The sequence below is a fragment of the Frigoribacterium sp. 2355 genome, from assembly GCF_054060695.1.
The window spans coordinates 15,952-36,532 of record NZ_JBSSDL010000008.1 but is presented as its reverse complement, the minus strand read 5'-3'; the positions used below and the strand labels follow the sequence as shown (position 1 = coordinate 36,532).

The 20,581-nt window shown below is 72.8% G+C and carries 17 protein-coding genes; 10 read left to right on the top strand and 7 right to left on the bottom strand.

From position 1 onward, the window contains the following. Positions 1 to 49: 49 nt before the first annotated feature. Complete coding sequence (locus ACVJ1F_RS10865) at positions 50 to 817, top strand: hypothetical protein (RefSeq protein WP_456886151.1); 768 nt, start codon at positions 50 to 52, stop codon at positions 815 to 817. A gap of 21 nt (positions 818 to 838) precedes the next feature. Here the strand turns inward: ACVJ1F_RS10865 and ACVJ1F_RS10860 are convergent, their stop codons facing one another. Together ACVJ1F_RS10860 and ACVJ1F_RS10855 are read right to left on the bottom strand one after the other, a co-directional pair. Then, positions 839 to 1,552: a response regulator gene (locus ACVJ1F_RS10860; protein WP_056044794.1), complete on the bottom strand. Its 714-nt coding sequence runs from the start codon at positions 1,550 to 1,552 to the stop codon at positions 839 to 841. Next, positions 1,549 to 3,315 carry a sensor histidine kinase gene (locus ACVJ1F_RS10855; RefSeq protein WP_456886149.1) on the bottom strand — a complete coding sequence of 589 codons (1,767 nt, stop codon included), beginning with the start codon at positions 3,313 to 3,315 and terminating at the stop codon, positions 1,549 to 1,551. The genes ACVJ1F_RS10860 and ACVJ1F_RS10855 overlap by 4 nt, the downstream gene beginning before the upstream one ends. Before the next feature lie 173 nt (positions 3,316 to 3,488). Here ACVJ1F_RS10855 and ACVJ1F_RS10850 point away from each other — a divergent pair, with 173 nt between their 5' ends. The 3 genes from ACVJ1F_RS10850 to ACVJ1F_RS10840 all read left to right on the top strand — a co-directional run bounded on the left by ACVJ1F_RS10850 (position 3,489) and on the right by ACVJ1F_RS10840 (position 7,895). Then, the gene (locus ACVJ1F_RS10850) at positions 3,489 to 5,066 is read left to right on the top strand and encodes a cation:dicarboxylate symporter family transporter (RefSeq protein WP_456886147.1); all 1,578 of its coding nucleotides are present in this window, start codon (positions 3,489 to 3,491) and stop codon (positions 5,064 to 5,066) included. 205 nt (positions 5,067 to 5,271) lie between these two features. After that, entirely contained in the window at positions 5,272 to 6,273 is a 1,002-nt protein-coding gene (locus ACVJ1F_RS10845) for an alcohol dehydrogenase catalytic domain-containing protein (protein ID WP_456886145.1), read from the top strand. Next, positions 6,270 to 7,895, top strand: coding sequence for a flavin-containing monooxygenase (locus tag ACVJ1F_RS10840; protein WP_456886143.1), 1,626 nt, complete (start codon positions 6,270 to 6,272; stop codon positions 7,893 to 7,895). Before ACVJ1F_RS10845 ends, ACVJ1F_RS10840 begins: the two co-directional genes overlap by 4 nt. 74 nt (positions 7,896 to 7,969) lie before the next feature. On the opposite strand, the gene ACVJ1F_RS10835 is transcribed toward ACVJ1F_RS10840, so the two are convergent. After that, positions 7,970 to 10,093, bottom strand: a complete 2,124-nt coding sequence (locus ACVJ1F_RS10835; RefSeq protein ID WP_456886141.1) for a RecQ family ATP-dependent DNA helicase — start codon at positions 10,091 to 10,093, stop codon at positions 7,970 to 7,972. A 102-nt stretch (positions 10,094 to 10,195) separates the two neighbouring features. Next, positions 10,196 to 10,717, bottom strand: coding sequence for a DoxX family protein (locus ACVJ1F_RS10830; protein WP_056044783.1), 522 nt, complete (start codon positions 10,715 to 10,717; stop codon positions 10,196 to 10,198). 80 nt (positions 10,718 to 10,797) lie between these two features. Between ACVJ1F_RS10830 and ACVJ1F_RS10825 the strand changes: the two genes are divergently transcribed. Then, a complete protein-coding gene (locus ACVJ1F_RS10825; protein WP_456886139.1) occupies positions 10,798 to 11,829 on the top strand; it encodes an alcohol dehydrogenase catalytic domain-containing protein in 1,032 nt (343 codons plus the stop codon). Positions 11,830 to 11,835: 6 nt separating this feature from the next. Here the strand turns inward: ACVJ1F_RS10825 and ACVJ1F_RS10820 are convergent, their stop codons facing one another. Continuing rightward, on the bottom strand, positions 11,836 to 12,027 hold the full coding sequence (locus ACVJ1F_RS10820) for a hypothetical protein (protein ID WP_173150752.1): 192 nt from the start codon (positions 12,025 to 12,027) through the stop codon (positions 11,836 to 11,838). Positions 12,028 to 12,088: 61 nt separating this feature from the next. Between ACVJ1F_RS10820 and ACVJ1F_RS10815 the strand changes: the two genes are divergently transcribed. Then, positions 12,089 to 12,472: a cupin domain-containing protein gene (locus ACVJ1F_RS10815; RefSeq protein ID WP_173150753.1), complete on the top strand. Its 384-nt coding sequence runs from the start codon at positions 12,089 to 12,091 to the stop codon at positions 12,470 to 12,472. A gap of 47 nt (positions 12,473 to 12,519) precedes the next feature. On the opposite strand, the gene ACVJ1F_RS10810 is transcribed toward ACVJ1F_RS10815, so the two are convergent. Continuing rightward, positions 12,520 to 13,347 (bottom strand): alpha/beta hydrolase, encoded by an 828-nt coding sequence (locus ACVJ1F_RS10810; RefSeq protein ID WP_456886136.1) that lies wholly within the window; start codon positions 13,345 to 13,347, stop codon positions 12,520 to 12,522. Continuing rightward, entirely contained in the window at positions 13,344 to 14,015 is a 672-nt protein-coding gene (locus tag ACVJ1F_RS10805) for a TetR/AcrR family transcriptional regulator (RefSeq protein ID WP_456886135.1), read from the bottom strand. Before ACVJ1F_RS10805 ends, ACVJ1F_RS10810 begins: the two co-directional genes overlap by 4 nt. Positions 14,016 to 14,125: 110 nt before the next feature. On the opposite strand from ACVJ1F_RS10805, the gene ACVJ1F_RS10800 reads away from it, so the two are divergent. From ACVJ1F_RS10800 to ACVJ1F_RS10785, 4 genes are read left to right on the top strand one after another with little or no spacing between them, the layout of a single operon-like run. Next, on the top strand, positions 14,126 to 15,463 hold the full coding sequence (locus tag ACVJ1F_RS10800) for an extracellular solute-binding protein (RefSeq protein ID WP_456886133.1): 1,338 nt from the start codon (positions 14,126 to 14,128) through the stop codon (positions 15,461 to 15,463). Then, positions 15,460 to 16,422, top strand: coding sequence for a carbohydrate ABC transporter permease (locus tag ACVJ1F_RS10795; protein WP_456886131.1), 963 nt, complete (start codon positions 15,460 to 15,462; stop codon positions 16,420 to 16,422). Before ACVJ1F_RS10800 ends, ACVJ1F_RS10795 begins: the two co-directional genes overlap by 4 nt. Beyond that, positions 16,419 to 17,390 carry a carbohydrate ABC transporter permease gene (locus ACVJ1F_RS10790; protein WP_082059946.1) on the top strand — a complete coding sequence of 324 codons (972 nt, stop codon included), beginning with the start codon at positions 16,419 to 16,421 and terminating at the stop codon, positions 17,388 to 17,390. The genes ACVJ1F_RS10795 and ACVJ1F_RS10790 overlap by 4 nt, the downstream gene beginning before the upstream one ends. After that, the gene (locus tag ACVJ1F_RS10785) at positions 17,387 to 20,530 is read left to right on the top strand and encodes a glycoside hydrolase family 2 TIM barrel-domain containing protein (RefSeq protein ID WP_456886129.1); all 3,144 of its coding nucleotides are present in this window, start codon (positions 17,387 to 17,389) and stop codon (positions 20,528 to 20,530) included. The genes ACVJ1F_RS10790 and ACVJ1F_RS10785 overlap by 4 nt, the downstream gene beginning before the upstream one ends. The last annotated feature ends 51 nt before the right edge of the window (positions 20,531 to 20,581 follow it).

Below are 20,581 nucleotides of genomic sequence, written 5' to 3'. Positions count from 1 at the left end.
CCGCCGCCGCACCCGGGCCTCACCCGGCCGGCCGCCCTACGCTGGACCGATGCCGAGCCCCGACCCCTCCGACCCCCGCCGTCCGTCGAGCCGTCGCGGCCCGTCGGGCACCGCAGCACTCACCTGGGGGATCGTGCTGCTCGCGATCGCCGTCGTCGGGTCGCCGATCGGCGCGTCGGTGCTGCTCGTCGGGCTCGTGGCGCCCGGTCGGCAGTCGTCCGTCGACGTCGTGGTCGCCCTCGCCGTGGTCGCCGTCCTCGTCGCCGGCGGCATCGTGCTCGTGAGGATCGGTCTGGGACAGCGCCGTCGAGCCCGGCTCGAGAAGGTCGTCGACCGGGCGGCCCCGCCGGCGGGACCGACGCCGGTGACGCGGCCCGCGCCTCCTCGGGTGGCCCCCGGCAGCGCGGCACCGGTCGTCGTGCCGCCTCCTGTGGTCGACGCGACGCCGGTGCGGACCACGGCCGTCGTGGTCGACGACCCGGTCGCCCTCTGGCGCCCGGCGTTCCGACTCGAGGCCTGGTGGTTCGTCGACCGCGGCACGGCCGGGGCCTCGAGGCCCTTCGCCGTCGTGGACGAGGGCACCCCGACGCTGCTCGCCTTCACCTCGCCCGAGCGCGCTCGGGACGCCGCCCTCGCCCGCGGCCTCGACGCGTCGTCGGCCGACCGGCTGGTCTGGCGCGCGCCCGCCCACTTCGTGGCCGACGTCGGCACCTACACGCGTGCCGGGTTGAGGCGTCTCGCCCTCGACCCCGACCAGCACGGGGCGTCCGGCACCCTCGCGGCGCTGCCCGAGATCGCACGGCTCGTCCGGCGCTGACCCGCAGGGCAGGCCGCCCGCTCAGTTCCAGCGGTAGCCGTGCTCGGGTCGGCCCGGGCTGCCGTACCGGGGCTCGCGGGTCGCCGCCCCCGTGTCGGCGAGGTGCTCGAGGTACCGGCGGGCGGTCACCCTCGACACCCCGGCGGCATCCGCCACCTCGCCCGCCGACGGTGACCCGCCGCGACGCAGCACCGCCACGACCTGCTCGAGCGTGGCCGGCGCGAGGCCCTTGGCCAGCGTCGGTGCCGGTGCCCGGCGCAGGGTGGCGAACCCCGAGTCGACGTCCGACTGGGTCACCTGTCCCTGCCCGGTCGCCAGCGACTCGCGGAACGCCCGGTAGGCCCCGAGCCGGTCGGCGAACGTCGCGAAGGTGAACGGCTTGATCAGGTACTGGACGATGCCGAGCGACACCGCGGTCCGCACGACGGAGGCGTCCCGCACGGCCGTGATCGCGATGACGTCGACGCTCGACCCCGCCGCCCGCAGGGCCCGGCAGAGCTGCAGACCGTGCGTGTCGGGCAGGTTCATGTCGAGCAGCACGAGGTCGAGACCCCGCCCGTGGGGGCCGCCGAGCGCGCGGACCGCGTCGAGGGTCTCGCGTCCGTCCCGCGCCCGGCCGACCACCTCGAAGCCGTCCAGCCGGTCGAGGTACGCGACGTGCGCCTCCGCGGTCAGGGGCTCGTCCTCGACGACGAGCACGCGGACCCGGTCGACGGACGAGGAGGCGCCGGTCACGACCGAACCCCACCCCGACGTCGGGCGGCGGTGTCGACGTCGTCCGGCCGCCGGTCGGGCAGCAGCACCGAGAAGGTGGTCCCGTCGGTTCCCGTGGCGACGTCGAGCCGACCTCCGACCCGACCCACGGCCTGACGGACGAGCGCGAGGCCGATGCCGCGTCCGCCCGCCGACGTCGGCTTGGTGCTGAACCCCCGCCGGAAGGCGAGCTCGACGTCGTCGAGCCCCGGACCGTCGTCCTCGACGTCGAGCTGGACGCCGCCCTCGACCCGGGCGACGGTCACCTCGACCCGGGGCCGGCGGGCCGGGCGGCCGCTGGGATCAGGGGAGGGGGCGGGGGCGTCGAGGGTCGGGGCGACCGCGTCGAAGGCGTTGTCGACGAGGTTGCCCAGGATCGTGACGAGGTCCCCGGGCTCGACGTCGATCGTCCCCAGCTCGGGCTCGACGTCGACGCGCAGGTCGATCGACCGTTCGCGGGCCTGCGCCGCCTTGCCGAGCAGCAGGGCGGCGAGCGTCGGCTCGTCGATCGAGGCCACGACCCGGTCGGCGAGCCGCTGGCCGAGGTCGAGCTCGTCGGCCGCGAACCGGAGGGCCTCGTCGCCACGCCCGAGCTCGATCAGCGACACGATCGTGTGCAACCGGTTCGAGAACTCGTGGGTCTGCGAGCGCAGCGCGTCCGAGAGGGTGCGCATGGTCTCGACCTCGCCGGTGAGGTGGGTGAGCTCGGTGTGGTCGCGCAGGGTCGTCACCGTCCCGAGCGTGCGGCGGGAGCGCGGGCGGGCCGCGCCGGTGACCGGTGCCGCGCCTCCTGACGGTGTCGCGCCTCCTCGTCCGGTCCAGGGCGTCGGGTGGGACGGGCCCTCGGTGGGTTCGGTGACCTCCTGGTTCACGACCAGCACGCGGTCGTCGGTCACGTGCACCTCGTCGGAGGCGCGGCGTCCGGAGGCGAGCAGCTCGCGCAGCGAGTCGGGCAGCTGCAGGTCGGTCAGCGGGACGGGAGCGGCGATGCCCCCGGGCGGCAGGTCGAGCAGTTCGGCCGCCTGGTCGTTGTAGAGCGTCAGTCGGCCGCGGTCGTCGACGAGCACGAGACCCTCGCGCACGGAGTGCAGCACGCCCTCGTAGTACGCGAACATCCGGGCGAGTTCCTCCGGGCCGCGGCCCCAGGTCACCCGCCGCAGGTACCGGCTGAGCAGCCACGAGACGACGCCGCCGAGCACCACGGTCGCCCCGGCGGCCGCGAACACGAGCGGCAGCCGCTCACCGACCGACTGCGTGATGGTGTCGACCGTGACCCCGGCCGACACGAGGGCGACGACCTCGCCGTCGCCCTCGATCGGCACGACCGCGCGCACCGACGGGCCGAGGGTGCCGGCGTAGGTCTCGGTGAACGACTCCCCGCGGAGGGCCGGGGCGATCGTGCCGACGAACGGGCGGCCGATCTCGTCGGGGTCGGGGTGCGTCAGGCGCGTGCGGTCGGGCCGCATGATCGTGACGAAGTCGGTCGACGTGTCGCTCATCAGGGCCACGGCGTAGGGCTGCAGACGGGCGCTGGGGTCGGACGTCCCCAGCGCGTCGACGACGTAGGGGTTGTCGGCGATCGAGGTGGCGAGCGCCAGGCAGGCCCGTGCCGCCGAGCGATCCGCGTCGTCGCGGGCCGACCGGATCGTCCAGGCCGTCGCCAGCAGGGTCACGGCGACGACGAAGACCACGAGCAGGGCGAACAGCCGGGTGGCGATGCTCCACCGGGTGGGGTCGACGGTCATCTCGGGCGGGCTCCTCGCTGCGCTGCGGCCGGCGTCCATCATGACGCACCACCGGCGCGACCAGTATGACCACAACGTCGACGTCCACCCGGCGACCGACGAGAGTCGCGGCGACGAACCCCGCACGACCGTCGACGACGACGCCGCCGGTCACGAGCTCGAGGAAGACCCCCATGGCAAAGACGCACAAGGGCCCGCAGACCCCCACACCCGGCGGAACGACGACGACGGGCGGCGTCCGCCCCCGGCGCCGGATCGACCGCTCGCACTGGCTCTACATCGCGGTGATCGTGGCCGTCGCGGCCGGCATCGTCGTCGGCCTCACGGCACCCGAGGTCGCCGTGCAGCTGAAACCGATCGGCACCGCCTTCGTGTCGCTCATCTCGATGATGATCGCGCCGGTGATCTTCTGCACGATCGTGCTCGGCGTCGGCTCCATCGCCAAGGCCGCGACCGTCGGCAAGGTGGGCGGGCTCGCGCTCGGCTACTTCATCGCGATGTCGACCTTCGCCCTGGCCATCGGCCTCGTGGTCGGCAACCTGATCCACCCGGGCGAGGGCCTGATGATCGGCTCGACCGGATACGAGGCGCCCGCCGCCGAGGAGGCCGGTGGCACCGCGGGCTTCCTGCTCGGCATCATCCCCGAGACGCTGGTGTCGTCGCTGACCAGCGGCTCCATCCTGCAGACGCTGTTCGTGGCCCTGCTCGTCGGCTTCGCCCTGCAGCGCATGGGCGATCGGGGCGCGACGATCCTCGAGGGCGTCCGCAACCTGCAGGTGCTGGTGTTCCGCATCCTCGCGATGATCATGTGGGTCGCCCCGATCGGCGCGTTCGGTGCGATCGCCGCGGTGGTCGGCGAGACCGGCGTCGCCGCCATCGTGGCGCTCGGCACCCTGATGGTCGCCTTCTACATCACGTGCATCCTCTTCGTCGCCGTCGTGCTCGGCACGATCCTTAAGCTCGTCACGGGCGTCAACATCTTCCGGGTGATGAAGTACCTCGGACGCGAGTACCTGCTGATCGTCTCGACCTCGTCGAGCGAGGTCGCCCTGCCCCGCCTCATCGCCAAGATGGAGCACCTCGGCGTCTCGAAGCCCGTCGTCGGCATCACGGTGCCGACCGGCTACTCGTTCAACCTCGACGGCACCGCGATCTACCTGACCATGGCGTCGCTCTTCATCGCCAACGCCATGGGCACGCCGCTCGACGTCGGTGAGCAGGTCTCGCTGCTGCTGTTCATGATGATCGCCTCGAAGGGTGCCGCCGGCGTCACGGGCGCCGGCATCGCCACCCTCGCGGGAGGCCTGCAGGCACACCGCCCCGACCTGGTCGACGGCGTCGGCGTCATCGTCGGCATCGACCGGTTCATGTCCGAGGCGCGCGCCCTGACCAACTTCACGGGCAACGCCGTCGCGACGATCCTCGTCGGCACCTGGACCAAGCAGATCGACAAGGACCGCGTCGAGACCGTGCTGTCGGGTCGTGCGCCCTTCGACGAGGCGACCATGAACGCGGACGGTCACGGCGCCTCCTCGGGGTCGGGCTCGGGCTCGGGCTCGGACTCCGCTTCGGCCGGCACGGCCACCACGCGCCTGCTCGACGGTCGCGCGGGTGGGCTGGGCTCGCTCGAGGGCACCTCGCCCGACCGCATCTCGACCGGCTCGCTGCACGCCATGGTCGGCACCGACGGACGGCGTGCCGACGAGCACCTCGCCGACGCCGCCGCGGACGACGAGCCCCGTCGCGGGTAGGGCCCGCCTCGGACCCCGGATCGTCGCCGAGACCCCCGTGCGTGCGCGGGGGTCTCGCCGACGTCCCGCGGTCTCGCCGTCGGCCCGCCGACCCGCGGCGGGTGCAGCGTGCAACATCCGTGTCGGAGGCGTACCGTCGCACCCGATGTGCGGTCACGCCCCACGGTCAGAGCCGACCGACCGGGCCCCGCAGGACGGAGCCACCATGCTCGCCGGACGCCTCGACGTCAGCACCCGCCATTTCTCGGTCACCGAGGTGCCCACCCCCGACGCCGGCCCGGGGCAGGTGCGCATCGCCGTCGCCGCCGCCGGCGTCTGCCTCAGCGACGTGCACCTGATCCAGGGGTCGCTCACGCCGCTGCACCTGCCGGGCGACACCGTCACCCTCGGCCACGAGGTGGCCGGCACGGTCGACCAGGTGGGCGACGGCGTCACGCACGTCGCCGTCGGCGACCGCGTGCTGCTGCAGGCCGGTGAGGAGCGCGACGGCCAGGTCTTCACCCGCGGCGTCGACTACGACGGCGGGTGGGCCGAGTTCGCCGTGGCCCGCGCCGACACGGTGGTGCCGATCCCGGACTCCCTCCCGTTCGAGCAGGCCTGCTTCATCCCCGACGCCGTGTCGACTCCCTGGGCTGCGCTGACCACGACCGCCGACACCCGGCCCGGCACGGCGGTCGGCGTCTGGGGCGTCGGCGGCCTCGGCGCCCACGCCGTCCAGCTGCTCTCCCTGCTCGGCGCCGCGCCGATCGTCGCGGTCGACCCCCTGCCCGGTGCCCGGGCCCGGGCGCTCGAGTTCGGTGCGGACCTCGCGCTCGATCCCGCCGACCCGGACTTCGCCGCGGCACTCGGCCGGGCGACCGGTGGCCGCGGACTCGCCCGGGCCTTCGACTTCGCGGGGGTGCCCGCCGTTCGCGAGCAGGCCATCGCCTGCCTCGGCTACCGGGGACGGTTGACGCTCGTCGGCCTGTCGGACCAGCCGATCACGATCACCGACGGCACGAAGTTCAGCTTCCTGCAGCAGCAGGTCCTCGGCCACTACGGCTCCGAGCCCGCCGACGTCACGACGCTCGTCGCGCTGACGGCCCGGGGGAGGCTCGAGTTCTCCCGGTCGGTGAGCGCGACCGTGCCCCTGGCCGAGGCCGAACGGGCGGTGCAGATGCTCGAACGCAAGGAAGGCGACCCGATCCGGATCGTGCTGGTCCCGTGAGCGACGCGACCCGCGCCTCCTCGGTCCCGGGCGAGGGCGACGACCGCCCCGCCGGTGGTGACGACCGCCCCGCCGGGGGAGGCGTCGAGCACGTCGACCTGCTCGTCGTCGGCGCCGGCCTGTCCGGGGTCGGCGTGGCGGCCCAGCTCCGCCGGGACTTCCCCGGTCGCAGCCTGGCCGTCGTCGAGGCGCGTGCTGCGGTCGGTGGCACCTGGGACCTCTTCCGCTACCCGGGGGTCCGGTCGGACAGCGACATGTTCACCCTCGGCTACGGGTTCCGACCCTGGCGCGACGCGCGGGCGATCGCCCCGGGCGAGGCGATCAGGGAGTACGTCCGTGACACGGCCGACGAGACGGGCGTCGCCGGGCTGATCCGCTTCGGGCACCGCGTGGTCGCCGCCGACTGGTCCTCCGCCGAGGCCCGGTGGACCGTCACGATCGAGGTCGCGAGCGCGGTGGCAGCGGACGCGTCGTCCGCCGCCGGCGAGGAGCCGAGCGCAGGAGGCGCGGGTGCCGCCCCGGCGGCTCGTCGCGTCACGATCACGATCACGTGCTCGTTCTTGTTCGTCTGTTCCGGCTACTACCGCTACGACGAGGGCTGGTCGCCCGCGTTCCCGGGGCAGGACTCGTTCGCCGGACGCGTCGTGCACCCCCAGCACTGGCCGGAGGACCTCGACGTGAGCGGCAAGCGCGTCGTCGTGATCGGATCGGGGGCGACGGCGGTGACCCTGGTGCCCGCCCTCGCCGAGAGCGCCGAGCAGGTCACCATGCTGCAACGTTCGCCGACCTACGTGCTGTCCCTTCCCTCGCGACGGAAGGAGCCCCGCGCCTGGCGTCGGCTGCTGCCGCAGGCCGTCGACGACCGGCTGATCCGGTGGCGCAGCATCGGCATGGCGCTGCTCAGCTTCCAGACGAGCCGACGTTCTCCCGAGAAGATGAAGGCGTTCCTCCGGGCGCAGGTGGCGCGGCGCCTGCCGGACGACTTCGACGTCGACCGGCACTTCCAGCCGAGCTACGACCCGTGGGACCAGCGCCTCTGCATCACCCCGGACGGCGCGCTGTTCCGGGCGCTGCGCTCGGGGTCGGCGTCGGTCGTGACCGACGACATCGACTCGTTCACGGCCGAAGGCATCCGGGTGGCCGGTCGCGACGGCCAGCGGGCGCACGAGCTGCCCGCGGACGTCGTCGTCACGGCGACCGGGCTCAACCTGTTGCTGTTCGGCGGCATGCGGTTGTCGGTCGACGGGGTGGAGGTCGACCCGGCGACCCGCCTGACCTACAAGGGGTTCATGCTCTCGGGGGTGCCGAACCTGGCGTTCGCCATCGGCTACACGAACGCGTCGTGGACGCTGAAGATCGACCTCGTCGTGCACTACGTCGCCCGGCTGCTGCGTCACGCCGACCGTCACGGGTACCGGTCGGCCGTGCCGATCGCGCCGGAGCGGCCGGGACCGACGAGCCCGCTGATCGACCTGACGAGCGGGTACGTGTCGCGCGGGGTGCACCTGATGCCCCGGCAGGGATCGCGGTCACCCTGGCGGATGCACCAGAACTACCCTCGCGACGTCTGGCTGATGCGGCACAGCACCCTGACCCGGGACGGCATGCGGTTCGAGCGCTGAGCGGGCCCCGGCGGTCTCGCGTCGGACGACGCGGTGGCCCGCCGGGGACGACGCGGTGGCCCGCCGGGGACGACTCAGCCGACCACCGCGAGGGCGAAGGGCAGCACGGCGGGGGCCCCGGCGCGGCGCAGGTCGCGTCCGGCCACCGTGATCGTCCAGCGGCTGTCGACCAGGTCGTCGACGAGCAGCACCGGCCCGGACACGTCGGCGAGGGCGGCGGCCAACTCGGGGCCGACCTCGAAGGACTGCCAGACGTCGGCCAGACGGTAGACGCTGTTGCCGCCCTGGCCGCGGCCGGCCGAGGGGCGGGCGCTGCCGAGCGTGCCGAGCAGCGGCAACCGCCCGACGGTGCTGATCGCTTCGGCCAGCGACCCGACGAGCTGCGGCCGTGACGTCGACGGCATCGCCACGACCCCCACCGGCCGTTCGGCCCACGGCCACTCCTTCAGGACGCGCACGACCCCGTCGAGCAGGTGCTTCGACAGGGAAGCGTCGGGGGCGTTCGCCGCGAAGACCTCGCGGAGGGTGTTGCCCCACCCCAGGTCGGTCAGTCGGGCGAGCGCCCGACCCGGCTCGACCCGTTCGCCCTCGGGGATCTTGCCCTTGACGGCGACCCCGGCCCGGTCGGCGCCCGTGGGCCACTGGGCCCGGGGGTCGATCTCGACGCCGACCCGGTCGAGGGTGCTCGCGGCCGAGGTCGCCGCCTCGCCGGCGATGTCGGTCGGGTACCAGGTGCCCGCGCAGACGTCGCACCGTCCGCAGGGCTCGGCGGCGGGATCGTCGAGGTCGACCTGCAACATCTGCATGCGGCAGGTCTCGCCGCGCTCGAACGCGAGCATCGACTCTTGCTCGGCGACCCGGGCCGCGGCGATGCGGTCGTAGCGTTCGGCGTCGTAGACCCAGGGCTCGCCCGTGCTGACCCAGCCGCCCTGGACCCGGCGGACGGCACCGTCGACGTCGAGCACCTTGAGCATCAGTTCGAGCGGGGTGCGCTTGACGTCGACCCGCGCCTCGAGGGCGGGCGTCGACAGCGGCGTCTCGCCCAGCTCGGCCAGCACGGCCGCCGCCCGCGCCTCGGAGGGCATCGAGGCCGTGGCGAAGTACTGCCAGATCTCGGCGTCCTCGGTGCCGGGCAGCAGCAGCACGTCGGCGTTGTCGGTGGCGCGACCCGCTCGGCCGATCTGCTGGTAGTACGCGACGGGCGACGACGGCGCGCCGAGGTGGATGACGAAGCCGAGGTCGGGTTTGTCGAAGCCCATGCCGAGGGCGCTCGTGGCGACCAGTGCCTTGAGGTCGTTGCCCTTGAGGCGCTGTTCGAGCTGTTCGCGTTCTTCGGGGTCGGTGCGCCCCGAGTACGACCGCACGTCGTGCCCGGCCTCGCGCAGCAGGCGGGCGGTGTCGTCGGCGGCCGAGATCGTGAGCGTGTAGATGATGCCGCTGCCGGGCAGGTCGGCGAGGTGGCTGAGCAGCCAGCCGAGTCGGTCGCGCGAGGTCGGCAGCTGCAGCACCCCGAGACGCAGGGAGGCGCGTGCCAGCGACCCCCGGATCGTCAGCACCTCGTCGCCCGGCCCCACGGCGAGTTGCTCGGCGACGTCGGCCACGACGCGGGCGTTGGCCGTGGCCGTCGTGGCCAGGACGGGCACGTTCGTGGGCAGGGTGCGGATGAGGTCGGCGAGGCGACGGTAGTCGGGCCGGAAGTCGTGGCCCCAGTCGGAGATGCAGTGCGCCTCGTCGACGACGAGCATGCCGAGCCGGGCGATGAGGACGGGCAGCTGCTCGTCGCGGAACCGCGGGTTGTTGAGTCGTTCGGGGGAGACGAGCAGCACGTCGATCTCGTCGTCGACGAGCTGCTGCTGGACGTCGGACCACTCGTGGGCGTTCGCCGAGTTGACCGCGACGGCCCGGACCCCGGCCCGGGCGGCGGCGGCGACCTGGTCGCGCATGAGGGCGAGCAGGGGGGAGACGAGCAGCGTCGGGCCGGTGCCGCGTCGACGCAGCAGCAGGGTGGCGATGAAGTACACCGCCGACTTGCCCCAGCCGGTGCGCTGGACGACGAGGGCTCGACGACGGTCGGCGACGAGCGCCCGGATGGCCTCGAGCTGCCCGTCGTGGAAGACGGCGTCGTCGCGCCCGGTGAGCGCCCGCAGCAGGTCGAGTGCCTCGGCGTCGATGTCGGTCGCGGTGCTCGTCGGTGTCATGGCCCCATGCTCGCAGAGGCCACCGTCACCCACCTGACGGACGGAGGGCGCGACCACCCGACGTCGGGGGTCGCGCCCTGGGGACGAGACGAGGGAGGCGGGTCAGCCCGCCGAGGAGTCCGAGCCCGGCTCGGCCGGGGGAGTGGCCCGCTTGCCCAGCTCGACCGCCACGAACGAGGCGACGACGCCGGCGACGAGCGCGAAGACCGTTCCGCCGGCACCCCACGACTTCTTGCCGAAGAGCTGGTCGACCGACGGCCCGCCGGGGCCCGAGGCCAGGGCGGCGGCGGCGGCGATCAGGACGGCGTTGTACTCGTAGCCGCCCTCGGTCACCCACGGGCCCTTGGAGAGGTGCACCTTGCGGACGGCGGTGACCATCGTGCCGACGATGCCGGCGGCGGCGAGCGGGGTCGCCGCGCCGAGGGCGAGGGCGGCACCGCCGGCGGTCTCGGTGACCGCGACCAGACGGGCGTTGCGGGCGGCGGGGTGCATCCCCGTGCCGGCCATCATCTGCTCGGTGCCGGCGAGTCCGGGACCGTCGAAGGCGCCGGTCAGCTTCTGGAGTCCGTGGCCGACGAAGAAGCCGCCGACGGTCAGGCGGAGGAGGGTGGATGCGAGGCTCATGCACCGTTCCTACCCGGTGTGGGCCGTCGCCGTCCGCGGCGGGGAGCGTCCGGTCCGCCCGCTCGTGTCAGGATCGGGGGATGCGCGCCGTCCAGTACGACCAGTTCGGGTCGATCCCGACCATCGTCGACCTGCCGGCACCCGTGCCGCCCGCCCACGGCGTCGTGGTCCGCGTCGCGGCCACGGGGGTGTGCCGGAGCGACTGGCACGCCTGGAAGGGTCACGACGACTCGGTGCGCCTTCCCCACGTGCCGGGCCACGAGTTCGCGGGCGTGGTGACGGCGGTGGGTGCCGACGTCGCCCGGGTCGCCGTCGGCACCCGCGTGACCGCCCCGTTCGTCTTCGCCTGCGGCACGTGCGACGAGTGCCGTGCCGGTGCCACCCAGGTCTGCTCGCGTCAGCAGCAGCCCGGCTTCACCCTTCCCGGCTCGTACGCCGAGTCGCTGGTCGTCCCGCACGCCGACGTGAACGTCATCGCCCTGCCGGACGAGGTCGGCTTCGTCGAGGCGGCGGCGCTCGGCTGCCGCTTCGGCACGGCGTACCACGCCCTGCACGCCCGGGCCCGCGTCCGGGCGGGTGAGTGGGTCGCCGTCTTCGGCTGCGGCGGAGTGGGTCTCTCGGCGGTCGCCGTGGCGGTGGCCGCCGGTGCTCACGTCGTCGCGTCGGACATCTCGCCCGCCGCCCTCGAACGGGCGGCCGACCTGGGTGCCGAGACCGTCCCCATGGACGACCTTGCCGTCGACCGGGTCCGAGCCCTCACCGGGGGAGGCGCCGACGTCGCCCTCGACGCGTTCGGCAGCCGGGTGACGTCCGCGGCGTCCGTCGCGTCCCTCCGTCCGCGGGGTCGACACGTCCAGGTGGGCCTGCTGCTCGACGACGAGGCCGCCCCGGTGATCCCGATGGGGCGGGTGATCGCCGACGAACTCGAACTGTTGGGTAGTCACGGCATCTCGGTGGGCGAGTACGCCGCGATGCTCGACGACGTCGTCGCGGGCCGACTGCGTCCGCAGGAGTCCATCGGTCGGATCATCGCCTTCGACGACCTGCCCGACGCCGTGACAGCCATGGACCGACCGGCGACCTCCGCCGGCATGACGGTGGCCGTGTTCTGACCCGATCTACCGCAGTCGTCGAAGGTTGGTGACGCTCAGCCAGATCAGGCAGAGCATGCCGATCAGCGTGAAGTACGACCCCGACTTCCCCGGATCGAGGACGATCAGGACGATCGAGGCCGCGGCGATCGTCACGGCGACGGCGAGGAGGACGCGCCACGTGGTGCGGCCCGTCGGGGGCGGGGGATTCGAGGTCATCCTCCATGCTGTCATCCCTCCCCGGCGTCCGCGAGGGGCCCGGTACGGGGAGGATGGCCCCATGACTGCACTCCAGGGAATCGACGTCGCGGCCGAACTCCGACAGGTGACCGAGCACTGGACGCCGCGGGTGGTCGGGCAGGTGAACGACCAGTACGTGAAGGTCGCGAAGCTGCTCGGCGAGCTCGTCTGGCATGCGCACGACGCCGAGGACGAGATGTTCCTCGTCGTCTCGGGCACCTTGCGCATCCAGCTCCCCGACGACCGCGAGGTGGTGCTCACCCCCGGGCAGTTCCACGTCGTGCCGCGGGGGGTGCCGCACAACCCCGTGGCCGACGACGAGGTCGAGATCGTGCTGATCGAGACCACCACGACGGCCCACACCGGTGACGTCGTCGTCGACCGCACCGTGCCCGTCGATCGTCAGGTCGGCGACTTCCGCTGACGGCGACCCCGAGGAGGCGCGGGCTGCCTTCCCGAGGACCGGGCAGGTCAGCCGCCGCGGGTCCACTCCGCGACGAGCGAGACGGTGTGGGCGTACTCGGCCAGCCGGGGCCGGTTCAAGAAGGCATGGCGGGTGCCCGGCAGGGCGTGGTGCCGCACGTCGACCCCCGCGTCGGCGAGCTCCCCGGCGAACACGTCGCCCGAGGCGCGCATGTTGTCGCGCTCGGCGGCCACCACGAGCGTCCGGGGGAATCCCGAGAGGTCGTGACCTCCGGGGAAGGCGAGACGGTCGGCCAGCGCGGTCGGCGAGCCGGCGTAGTTGCGGTTCATCACGTCGAGCGCCCACCTCGCGTGGCTGAGTCCCCGGTGTCCGCCCGACCGGTGGCGTGCCTCCGCCATCGGGGGATGCGCCGGGTGGAAGAAGCCGTAGGCGAAGACGGCGCCGACCGGAGTGCGACCCTCGTCGATCGTGCGGAGGGTGGCCGCCGCGGCGAGGCACGCCCCCGCGCTCGCGCCTCCGACGATGACGCCCTCGGGCGACCGGTCGGCCACCTCGCCGTAGGCCGTCACCACGTCGTCGAGTGCCCCCGGGTACCGGCTGCGCGACGGCATCAGCCGCCCGGCCACGAGACCGAGACCCGGAGGAGGCGCGAGGCGGTAGTCCACCGTGGCGACCCTCACCCCGCGTGCGGCGAGCGACCGCGCCACGTCGTGCGCCTCCGGCTGGTCGAGCCCCCCGCGGAAGAACCCACCGCCGTGCAGCCACAGCAGCGTCGGCCCGGGCGAACCCGTCGACACCGGCCACGGCTCGTACCAGCGGACGGGCACGGGGACCCGGTCGGTCCCGCCACCCGGGACGGCGAGTAGTCGGCTCATGCCCCGCCGACCGCGTCGTCGGGCAGGACCAACAGGTCGAGGTGGTCCCGCAACTGCTGCACCACGTCGATGCGGTCCGGGTCGAGCAGCCACTGCAGCTGGATGCCGTCCCACAGGGCCACGAGCCCGGACGCCGCCCGGTCGGGGTCGACCCCGGGGCGCAACCGACCCCGCGCCTCCAGCGCTCGCAGGGCGTCGCCGTACTCGGCACGCAGACGCTCGAAGCGCTGTCGCACGTAGTCGCTGCCGGGGTTGCCGGTCGTGACCGCCTCGCCCGCCAGCACCGCGTAGAGCGCGATGAGCCCGGGCACCGTCTCGTTGTGTCGCGCCTGCCCGAGGACGGTCCCGATCAGGTCACCTCGGTCGGGAGGCTCGGCCGAACGGTCCGAGACCGTGTCGCGACGTTCGAGCACCGCGAGCAGCAGCGCGCTCTTCGACGGGAAGTAGTGCAGCAAGCTCGTCTGGCTCATGCCGACGACGTCCGCCACGTCACGGAGCGACCCGCCTACGTAGCCCTTGGTCGAGAACACCTCGAAGGCCGCCTCGACGATCGCGAGCCGGCGTTCGGCCGACTTCGCGTACGGGCCGCGACGCGTGGGACGAGAACCGTCGGCACCACCCGCGGGCGCGCCTCCTGGGTCGCTCGTCGTCGAGCCGGTCGTCGTCATGATCGGCCACTCTACGACCTCCCGGACACCTCGCCCGTGAAATTCGAGCGACCACTCGAATTTGTGTTAGCGTCGCTGACGCCACGGCCCCACGACGAAGTGAGATGAACATGAGCCCGATTTCCCGACGGCAGTTGCTCGGCCTGGGGGTGACCGCCGGCGCCACTGCCATGCTCGCCGGCTGCGCCACGCCCGGGACGTCCTCCGTGAACTCCCTGCCGACCATCCCCGCGGCCGACGGCCCGGTCAAGCTCCAGTACTGGGCCTGGCTCAAGGGCCTCGACCAGGTCACCGCCCTGTACAACAAGAGCCAGTCGCGCGTCCAGGTCGAGACCGTCTTCATCCCCGGCGGCAACGCGGGCGGATACCAGAAGCTGTACTCGGCGCTCGCCGCGGGGGCCGGGCCCGACATCGCCCAGGTCGAGCTGCGCTCGCTGCCCGAGTTCCTCCTCGCCAACGGCGTCGTCGACCTCAAGCGCTACGGCGCCGACCAGTACGCCGACCTCTACGACCCCACGCTGTGGAACCAGGTCAGCTACACCGACGGCGTCTACGCGATCCCGCAGGACAGCGGCCCGATGGGCATGTTCTACCAGCCCGCCGTCTTCGACACGGTCGGCGCCGGCGTCCCCGCCACGTGGGACGAATGGGCCGCGGTCGGCACCGAGCTCAAGGGGGCCGGCGTGCTGATGGACTCCTTCCCCCTCGCCGACGCCTCGCTGTTCGCCGCCTACGCCACCCAGGCCGGAGCCTCGTGGCTGCGCGCCGAGGACGACGGCTGGGTCATCGACATGACCGACGAGGCGACCCTGACCGTCGCCCGGTTCTTCGACAAGGCGATCGACGACGGCATCGTCACGACCGCCTACGGCGCCTACACGCCGGCCTGGTTCTCGGCCGCCAGCGCGGGCACGATCGCCTCCGTCGCGACCGGCTCGTGGGGTGACGCCCTGATCGAGGGCGTCAGCGGCGCCGAGGGCAAGTGGAAGTGCGCCCCGCTGCCCACCTGGCAGACCGGCTACGCGTCGAGCTTCCTCGGCGGCTCGACCGCCGCGATCCTCGCGAACAGCCAGCACCCCCAGGAGGCGCTGGACTTCGCCGTCTGGATGACCACGACCCCCGAGGGCATCAACGCCCTCATCGAGTTCTGCGGCATCGGTTGGTCGCCGGCCCGTGACGTCGTCGGCTCGCTGCGCGAGCAGCCCAGCCCGTTCTTCAGCGGTCAGAACTACAACCAGGAGGTCTTCGTGCCCGCCACGAAGGAGTCCTCGCAGAACCAGGACTGGAGCTGGTGGCCCATCACCCAGCAGTCCTTCAACATCCTGAGCGACGGGTTCCGGGGCAAGGCGTCGGGCGGCACGCTCGTCGACGCCGTGGCCCAGGCCGAGAAGGACATCATGGCCGTCTTCCAGAACAAGGGCCTCACCATCCGGAAGGCGAACGCATGAGCGCCGCGACCGACACCAGGCCCGACGCGGCGACCGACTCGACCCGCGCCTCCTCGGGTCCCCGCCGCAGCAGCTCGAAGGGCGCCGTCAAGCGGGCGCCCTGGGTGCTGCTCGCGCCGTTCCTGGCGCTCTTCGCCCTGACCTTCGTGATCCCGATCGTCATCGCCCTCTTCTCGAGCTTCACGAAGGTCACCCGCAGCGGCCTGTTCGGCGAGGGCGGCGTGAGCAGCGGCTTCGCCGGCTTCGACAACTACGCCCAGGTCATCGGCGACCCCAACTTCGTCGCCTCGATCGGCCGCATGTTCCTGTTCGGCATCGTCCAGGTGCCGGTCATGCTGATCCTCTGCACGGTGCTCGCGCTGCTGCTCGAGTCGGCGTCGGCGAAGTGGCCGGGCGTGTTCCGCGCCGCGTACTTCCTGCCGTACGGCGTGCCCGGCGTCATCGCGACCATCCTCTGGTCGTTCCTGTACGTGCCCGGTCTCAGCCCGATCATCGACATCGGCGAGGTCTTCGGCGTCACCCCCGACTTCCTCGGGGCGAACACCGTGCTGTGGTCGATCGCGAACATCGTGACCTGGAGCTACACCGGCTACAACATGCTGATCATCATCGCCCAGCTCAAGTCGATCCCGGTCGAGCTGTACGAGGCCGCCAAGGTCGACGGTGCGTCGTCGTTGCGCGTCGCGTTCAGCATCCAGCTGCCGCTGATCCGTCCGGCCCTGCTGCTCACCGCCGTCTTCTCCATCATCGGCACCCTGCAGCTGTTCGCCGAGGCCCAGGTGCTGCAACGCGTCTCGCCGGCGATCGACAGCCAGTACACGCCCAACCTCAGCGCGTACACCACGGCCTTCGCCTACAACGACTACAACGTCGCGGCCGCCCAGTCCGTGCTGATCGCCCTCGTCGCGTTCGCGCTGTCGATCACGTTCCTCAGCATCACGAACAGGAAGCAGAAATGAGCCTCTCGACGAAGGGCGCCGAGCACGCCACCGAGACCGAGTCCATCGTGACGGCACAGGGTCGCGGCCGCGGTGCCGAGAAGCCCGCCCGCCGCCGTGCCCGGAGCGCCGGCCCCGACCGCACGGCCGGACGCTCGAAGGCGTCCACCATCATCGTCACGGCCGTCCTGGTCGTGGTGGCGCTGTACTTCCTGGTGCCGGTCTACTGGGTCGTCGTCGCGGCGACCAAGACCACGCCCGACCTGTTCGGCACGTTCGGCTTCTGGTTCGCCCCGACCTTCTCGCTCTGGGACAACCTCGGCCAGGTGCTGACCTACGGCGACGGCATCTTCGTGCGGTGGGTGCTCAACTCGGTGCTCTACGCCGGCGTGGGAGCCCTGATCGCGACGTACTTCGCCGCGGCCGGCGGCTACGCGCTCGCCAAGTACGAGTTCCGCGGACGCAACGTCGTCTTCGGCACGATCCTCGGTGGGGTGCTCGTGCCCGGCACCGCCACGGCCCTGCCCCTCTTCCTGCTGTTCAGCCAGATGGGCATCGCCAACACCTACTGGAGCGTGCTGCTGCCGTCGCTCGTGTCGCCGTTCGGCCTGTTCCTCTGCCGCATCTACGCGCAGGCCACGGTCGACACGTCGCTCATGGAGGCCGCCCGCCTCGACGGCGCCAGCGAGCTGCGCATCTTCCACACCCTGGGACTGCGCATCCTCACCCCGGCGCTCGTCACGGTGTTCCTGTTCCAGCTCGTGGGCATCTGGAACAACTACTTCCTGCCCCTGGTCATGCTGAGCGACGTGGACAAGTTCCCCGTCACGCTCGGCCTCAACAACTGGCTCAGCCAGACCGACCGCCTGCCCGAGTTCTACCAGCTGACGACCGGCGGCGTGCTGCTGTCGATCATCCCGCTGGTCATCGCCATGGTCGTCCTCCAGCGCTTCTGGCGCGGCGGCCTCACCGAAGGAAGCGTCAAGTGACCCCCAGCACCACACCGTCCACCGTCTCCGCCGACTACCTCACCGACACCGGCCCGGGTCAGGGTGCCCGCACACCGGCGCGGTCGTGGGTGCACACCGACGCCCCGACGCTGTCCCTCGACGGCACCTGGTCGTTCCGTCTGCTGCCCGGCGCCCCCGGCACGCTGGGCGGCCGCGGCGTGCTGCCCGAGGGCGAGCCCGTCGACGGCGTCGGCGCGGTCGACCTCGACGAGTCGTCCTGGGGCGAGATCGAGGTGCCGTCGCACTGGGTGCTCGGCGGTGATGGTTCGCGCGGCGCCCCGATCTACACCAACGTGCAGTTCCCGTTCCCGACCGAGCCGCCCTTCGTGCCCGACGCGAACCCGACCGGCGACCACCGCCGGACGTTCGAGCTGCCGTCGTCCTTCGACGGCGCCGAGCGCGTGCTGCTGCGGTTCGACGGCGTCGAGTCGCGCTACGTGGTGTGGCTGAACGGCGTCGAGATCGGCATGGGCGTCGGCAGCCGCCTCGCCCAGGAGTTCGACGTCACCGACGCCCTGCACCCGGGCGAGAACGTGATCGCGGTGCGCGTGCACCAGTGGTCGGCGTCGAGCTACGTCGAAGATCAGGACCAGTGGTGGCTGCCCGGCATCTTCCGCAGCGTCACGCTGCAGGCCCGCCCGGTCGGCGGCCTCGACGACGTCTGGCTGCAGACGCCGTTCCACGGCACGGCCGGTCAGGGCGAAGGAGGCGCGGCGATCGTCCCCGAGATCACCGCCGGCGTGGCCGCCTACCCGGTCACCCTCTCGGTGCCCCAGCTCGGCGTCGAGGTGACCTGGGCCACCCCGGCCGACGTCGCGCCCGTCGCGCTCGACGCGGTCGAGCCGTGGTCCGCCGAGACCCCGCGCCTCTACGACGCGACCGTCTCGAGCGCGGGCGGCGCCGAGACCGTCTCGCTGCGCCTCGGCTTCCGCACGGTCCGCATCGTGGGCGACCAGTTCGAGGTCAACGGCCGCCGCGTCGTGTTCCACGGCGTCAACCGCCACGAGACCCACCCCGACCGTGGCCGCGTCTTCGACGAGGAGTGGTCGCGCCGCGACCTCGCCCAGATGAAGCGGTTCAACGTGAACGCGATCCGCACGTCGCACTACCCGCCGCACCCGCGCCTCCTCGACCTCGCCGACGAGCTGGGCTTCTGGGTCGTCCTCGAGTGCGACCTCGAGACCCACGCCTTCGAACGCCAGGAGTGGATCGGCAACCCCAGCGACGACCCGGACTGGCACGACGCCTACGTCGACCGCATGGTGCGCACGGTCGAGCGCGACAAGAACCACCCGAGCATCGTCCTCTGGTCGCTCGGCAACGAGGCGGGAACGGGCCACAACCTCGCGGCGATGGCGGCGTGGACCCACGCCCGTGACGGGGGCCGTCCCGTGCACTACGAGGGCGACTACACGGGCGCCTACACCGACGTCTACTCGCGCATGTACTCGTGGATCGACGAGACGCGCGCCATCGGGTCGGGCGACGAGTCCGTCCCGCTGCTGGGCTGCACGCCGGCCGAGGCCGCGCGTCAGCGCTCCAAGCCGTTCCTGCTCTGCGAGTACGTCCACGCGATGGGCAACGGCCCCGGCGCGATCGACGAGTACGAGGACCTGGTCGACGCGTACCCGCGCCTGCACGGCGGCTTCGTCTGGGAGTGGCGCGACCACGGCCTGCGCACGCACACGGCCGACGGCGTCGAGTACTTCGGCTACGGCGGCGACTTCGGCGAGGTCGTCCACGACGGCAACTTCGTCATGGACGGCATGGTGCTGAGCGACGACACCCCGTCACCGGGCCTCTACGAGTGGGCCCAGGTCGTTGCCCCGATCCGCCTGCGCTTCGAGACGCCCACCGTCGACGGTCGACCGGGGCTCGTCGTGTCGAACCTGCGGCACTCGGCGAGCGCCTCCGACGTGGTCTTCCGCTGGGTCGCGTCACACGACGGCGAGGAGGTGCGCTCGGGCACGCTCGACGTGGTCGGCCTCGACGGCGGCGCCCTGGCCGCCCACGAGACGGTCGTCGTCCCGCTGCCCGAGGTGCCCGTGTCGGGCACCGGCGAGACGTGGTTCACGGTCACCGCCGAGCTCGCCGACGCCACCGTGTGGGCGGACGCGGGTCACGTGCTCTCGACCCAGCAGCTCGACCTCACGCCGGCACCGGTGCGGATCGCGACACCTCGCCCCGCGGTCGTGGGTGACGTGCGCGACCGCGTGGCCCGCGCCTCCTCGGGGCGCGTCGAGCTCGGTCCGGCCGTCTTCTACGACGGGCGGCTGGTCTCGCTGGCCGGACGGCCGGTCGACGGCGCCCGTCTCGAGCTGTGGCGCGCGCCGACCGACAACGACCGCGGCGAGTGGCTGACGCCGAAGGACCGCGACCGCGACGTGATGCGCAACCGCCACCGCGTCGACCTGTACGAGGTCGGCGTGCTGCCCAGCTCGCAGGACACCTGGCTGCTCGCCGGGCTCGACCGGCTCACCGCGCGCGTCGAGTCGGTGAGCGTCGCGCCGGACTCGGTCCGGGTGCGGACGCGCTACGCCGCGGCCGACACGCGCAACGCCGTGACGACCGACGAGCAGTGGCAGCTCGTCGGTGACGACCTCTGGCTGTCGGTCGACATCGTCCCGACGGGGTGGTGGGACATGGTCTGGCCCCGCGTCGGCGTGCGCTTCGACCTGCCGGGCGACGTCGACCACGCCTCGTGGTTCGGCACCGGTCCGCGCGAGTCCTACCCCGACAGCCGTCACTCGGCGTTCGTCGGACGCTACGAGTCGGGCATCGACGACCTGTCGGCCGGGTACGCCCGCCCACAGGAGACGGGGCACCGCAGCGACCTGCGCACGCTCGACCTCGGCCCCGCCGGTCGGCCGTGGCTGCGCGTCGAGGCGGTGCCGAGCGCCACGGGTGGACGACCCGGCTTCACGCTGAGCCGCCACACGGCCCAGCAGATCGGCGTGGCCGAGCACCCGCACGAGCTGCCCGCGAGTGAGCGCACCCACCTGTACCTCGACGCCGCCCAGCACGGCGTCGGGTCGCGGGCGTGCGGGCCGGACGTCGCGTCGCGGCACGTGCTGCGTCCGGGCGCCCACCAGCTGCGCCTGAAGTTCAGCGCGCTGTAGCGGGCCGACCCCGCCGAGGACGGGCGGGTCCGTACCGGGCGGGCGTCTCAG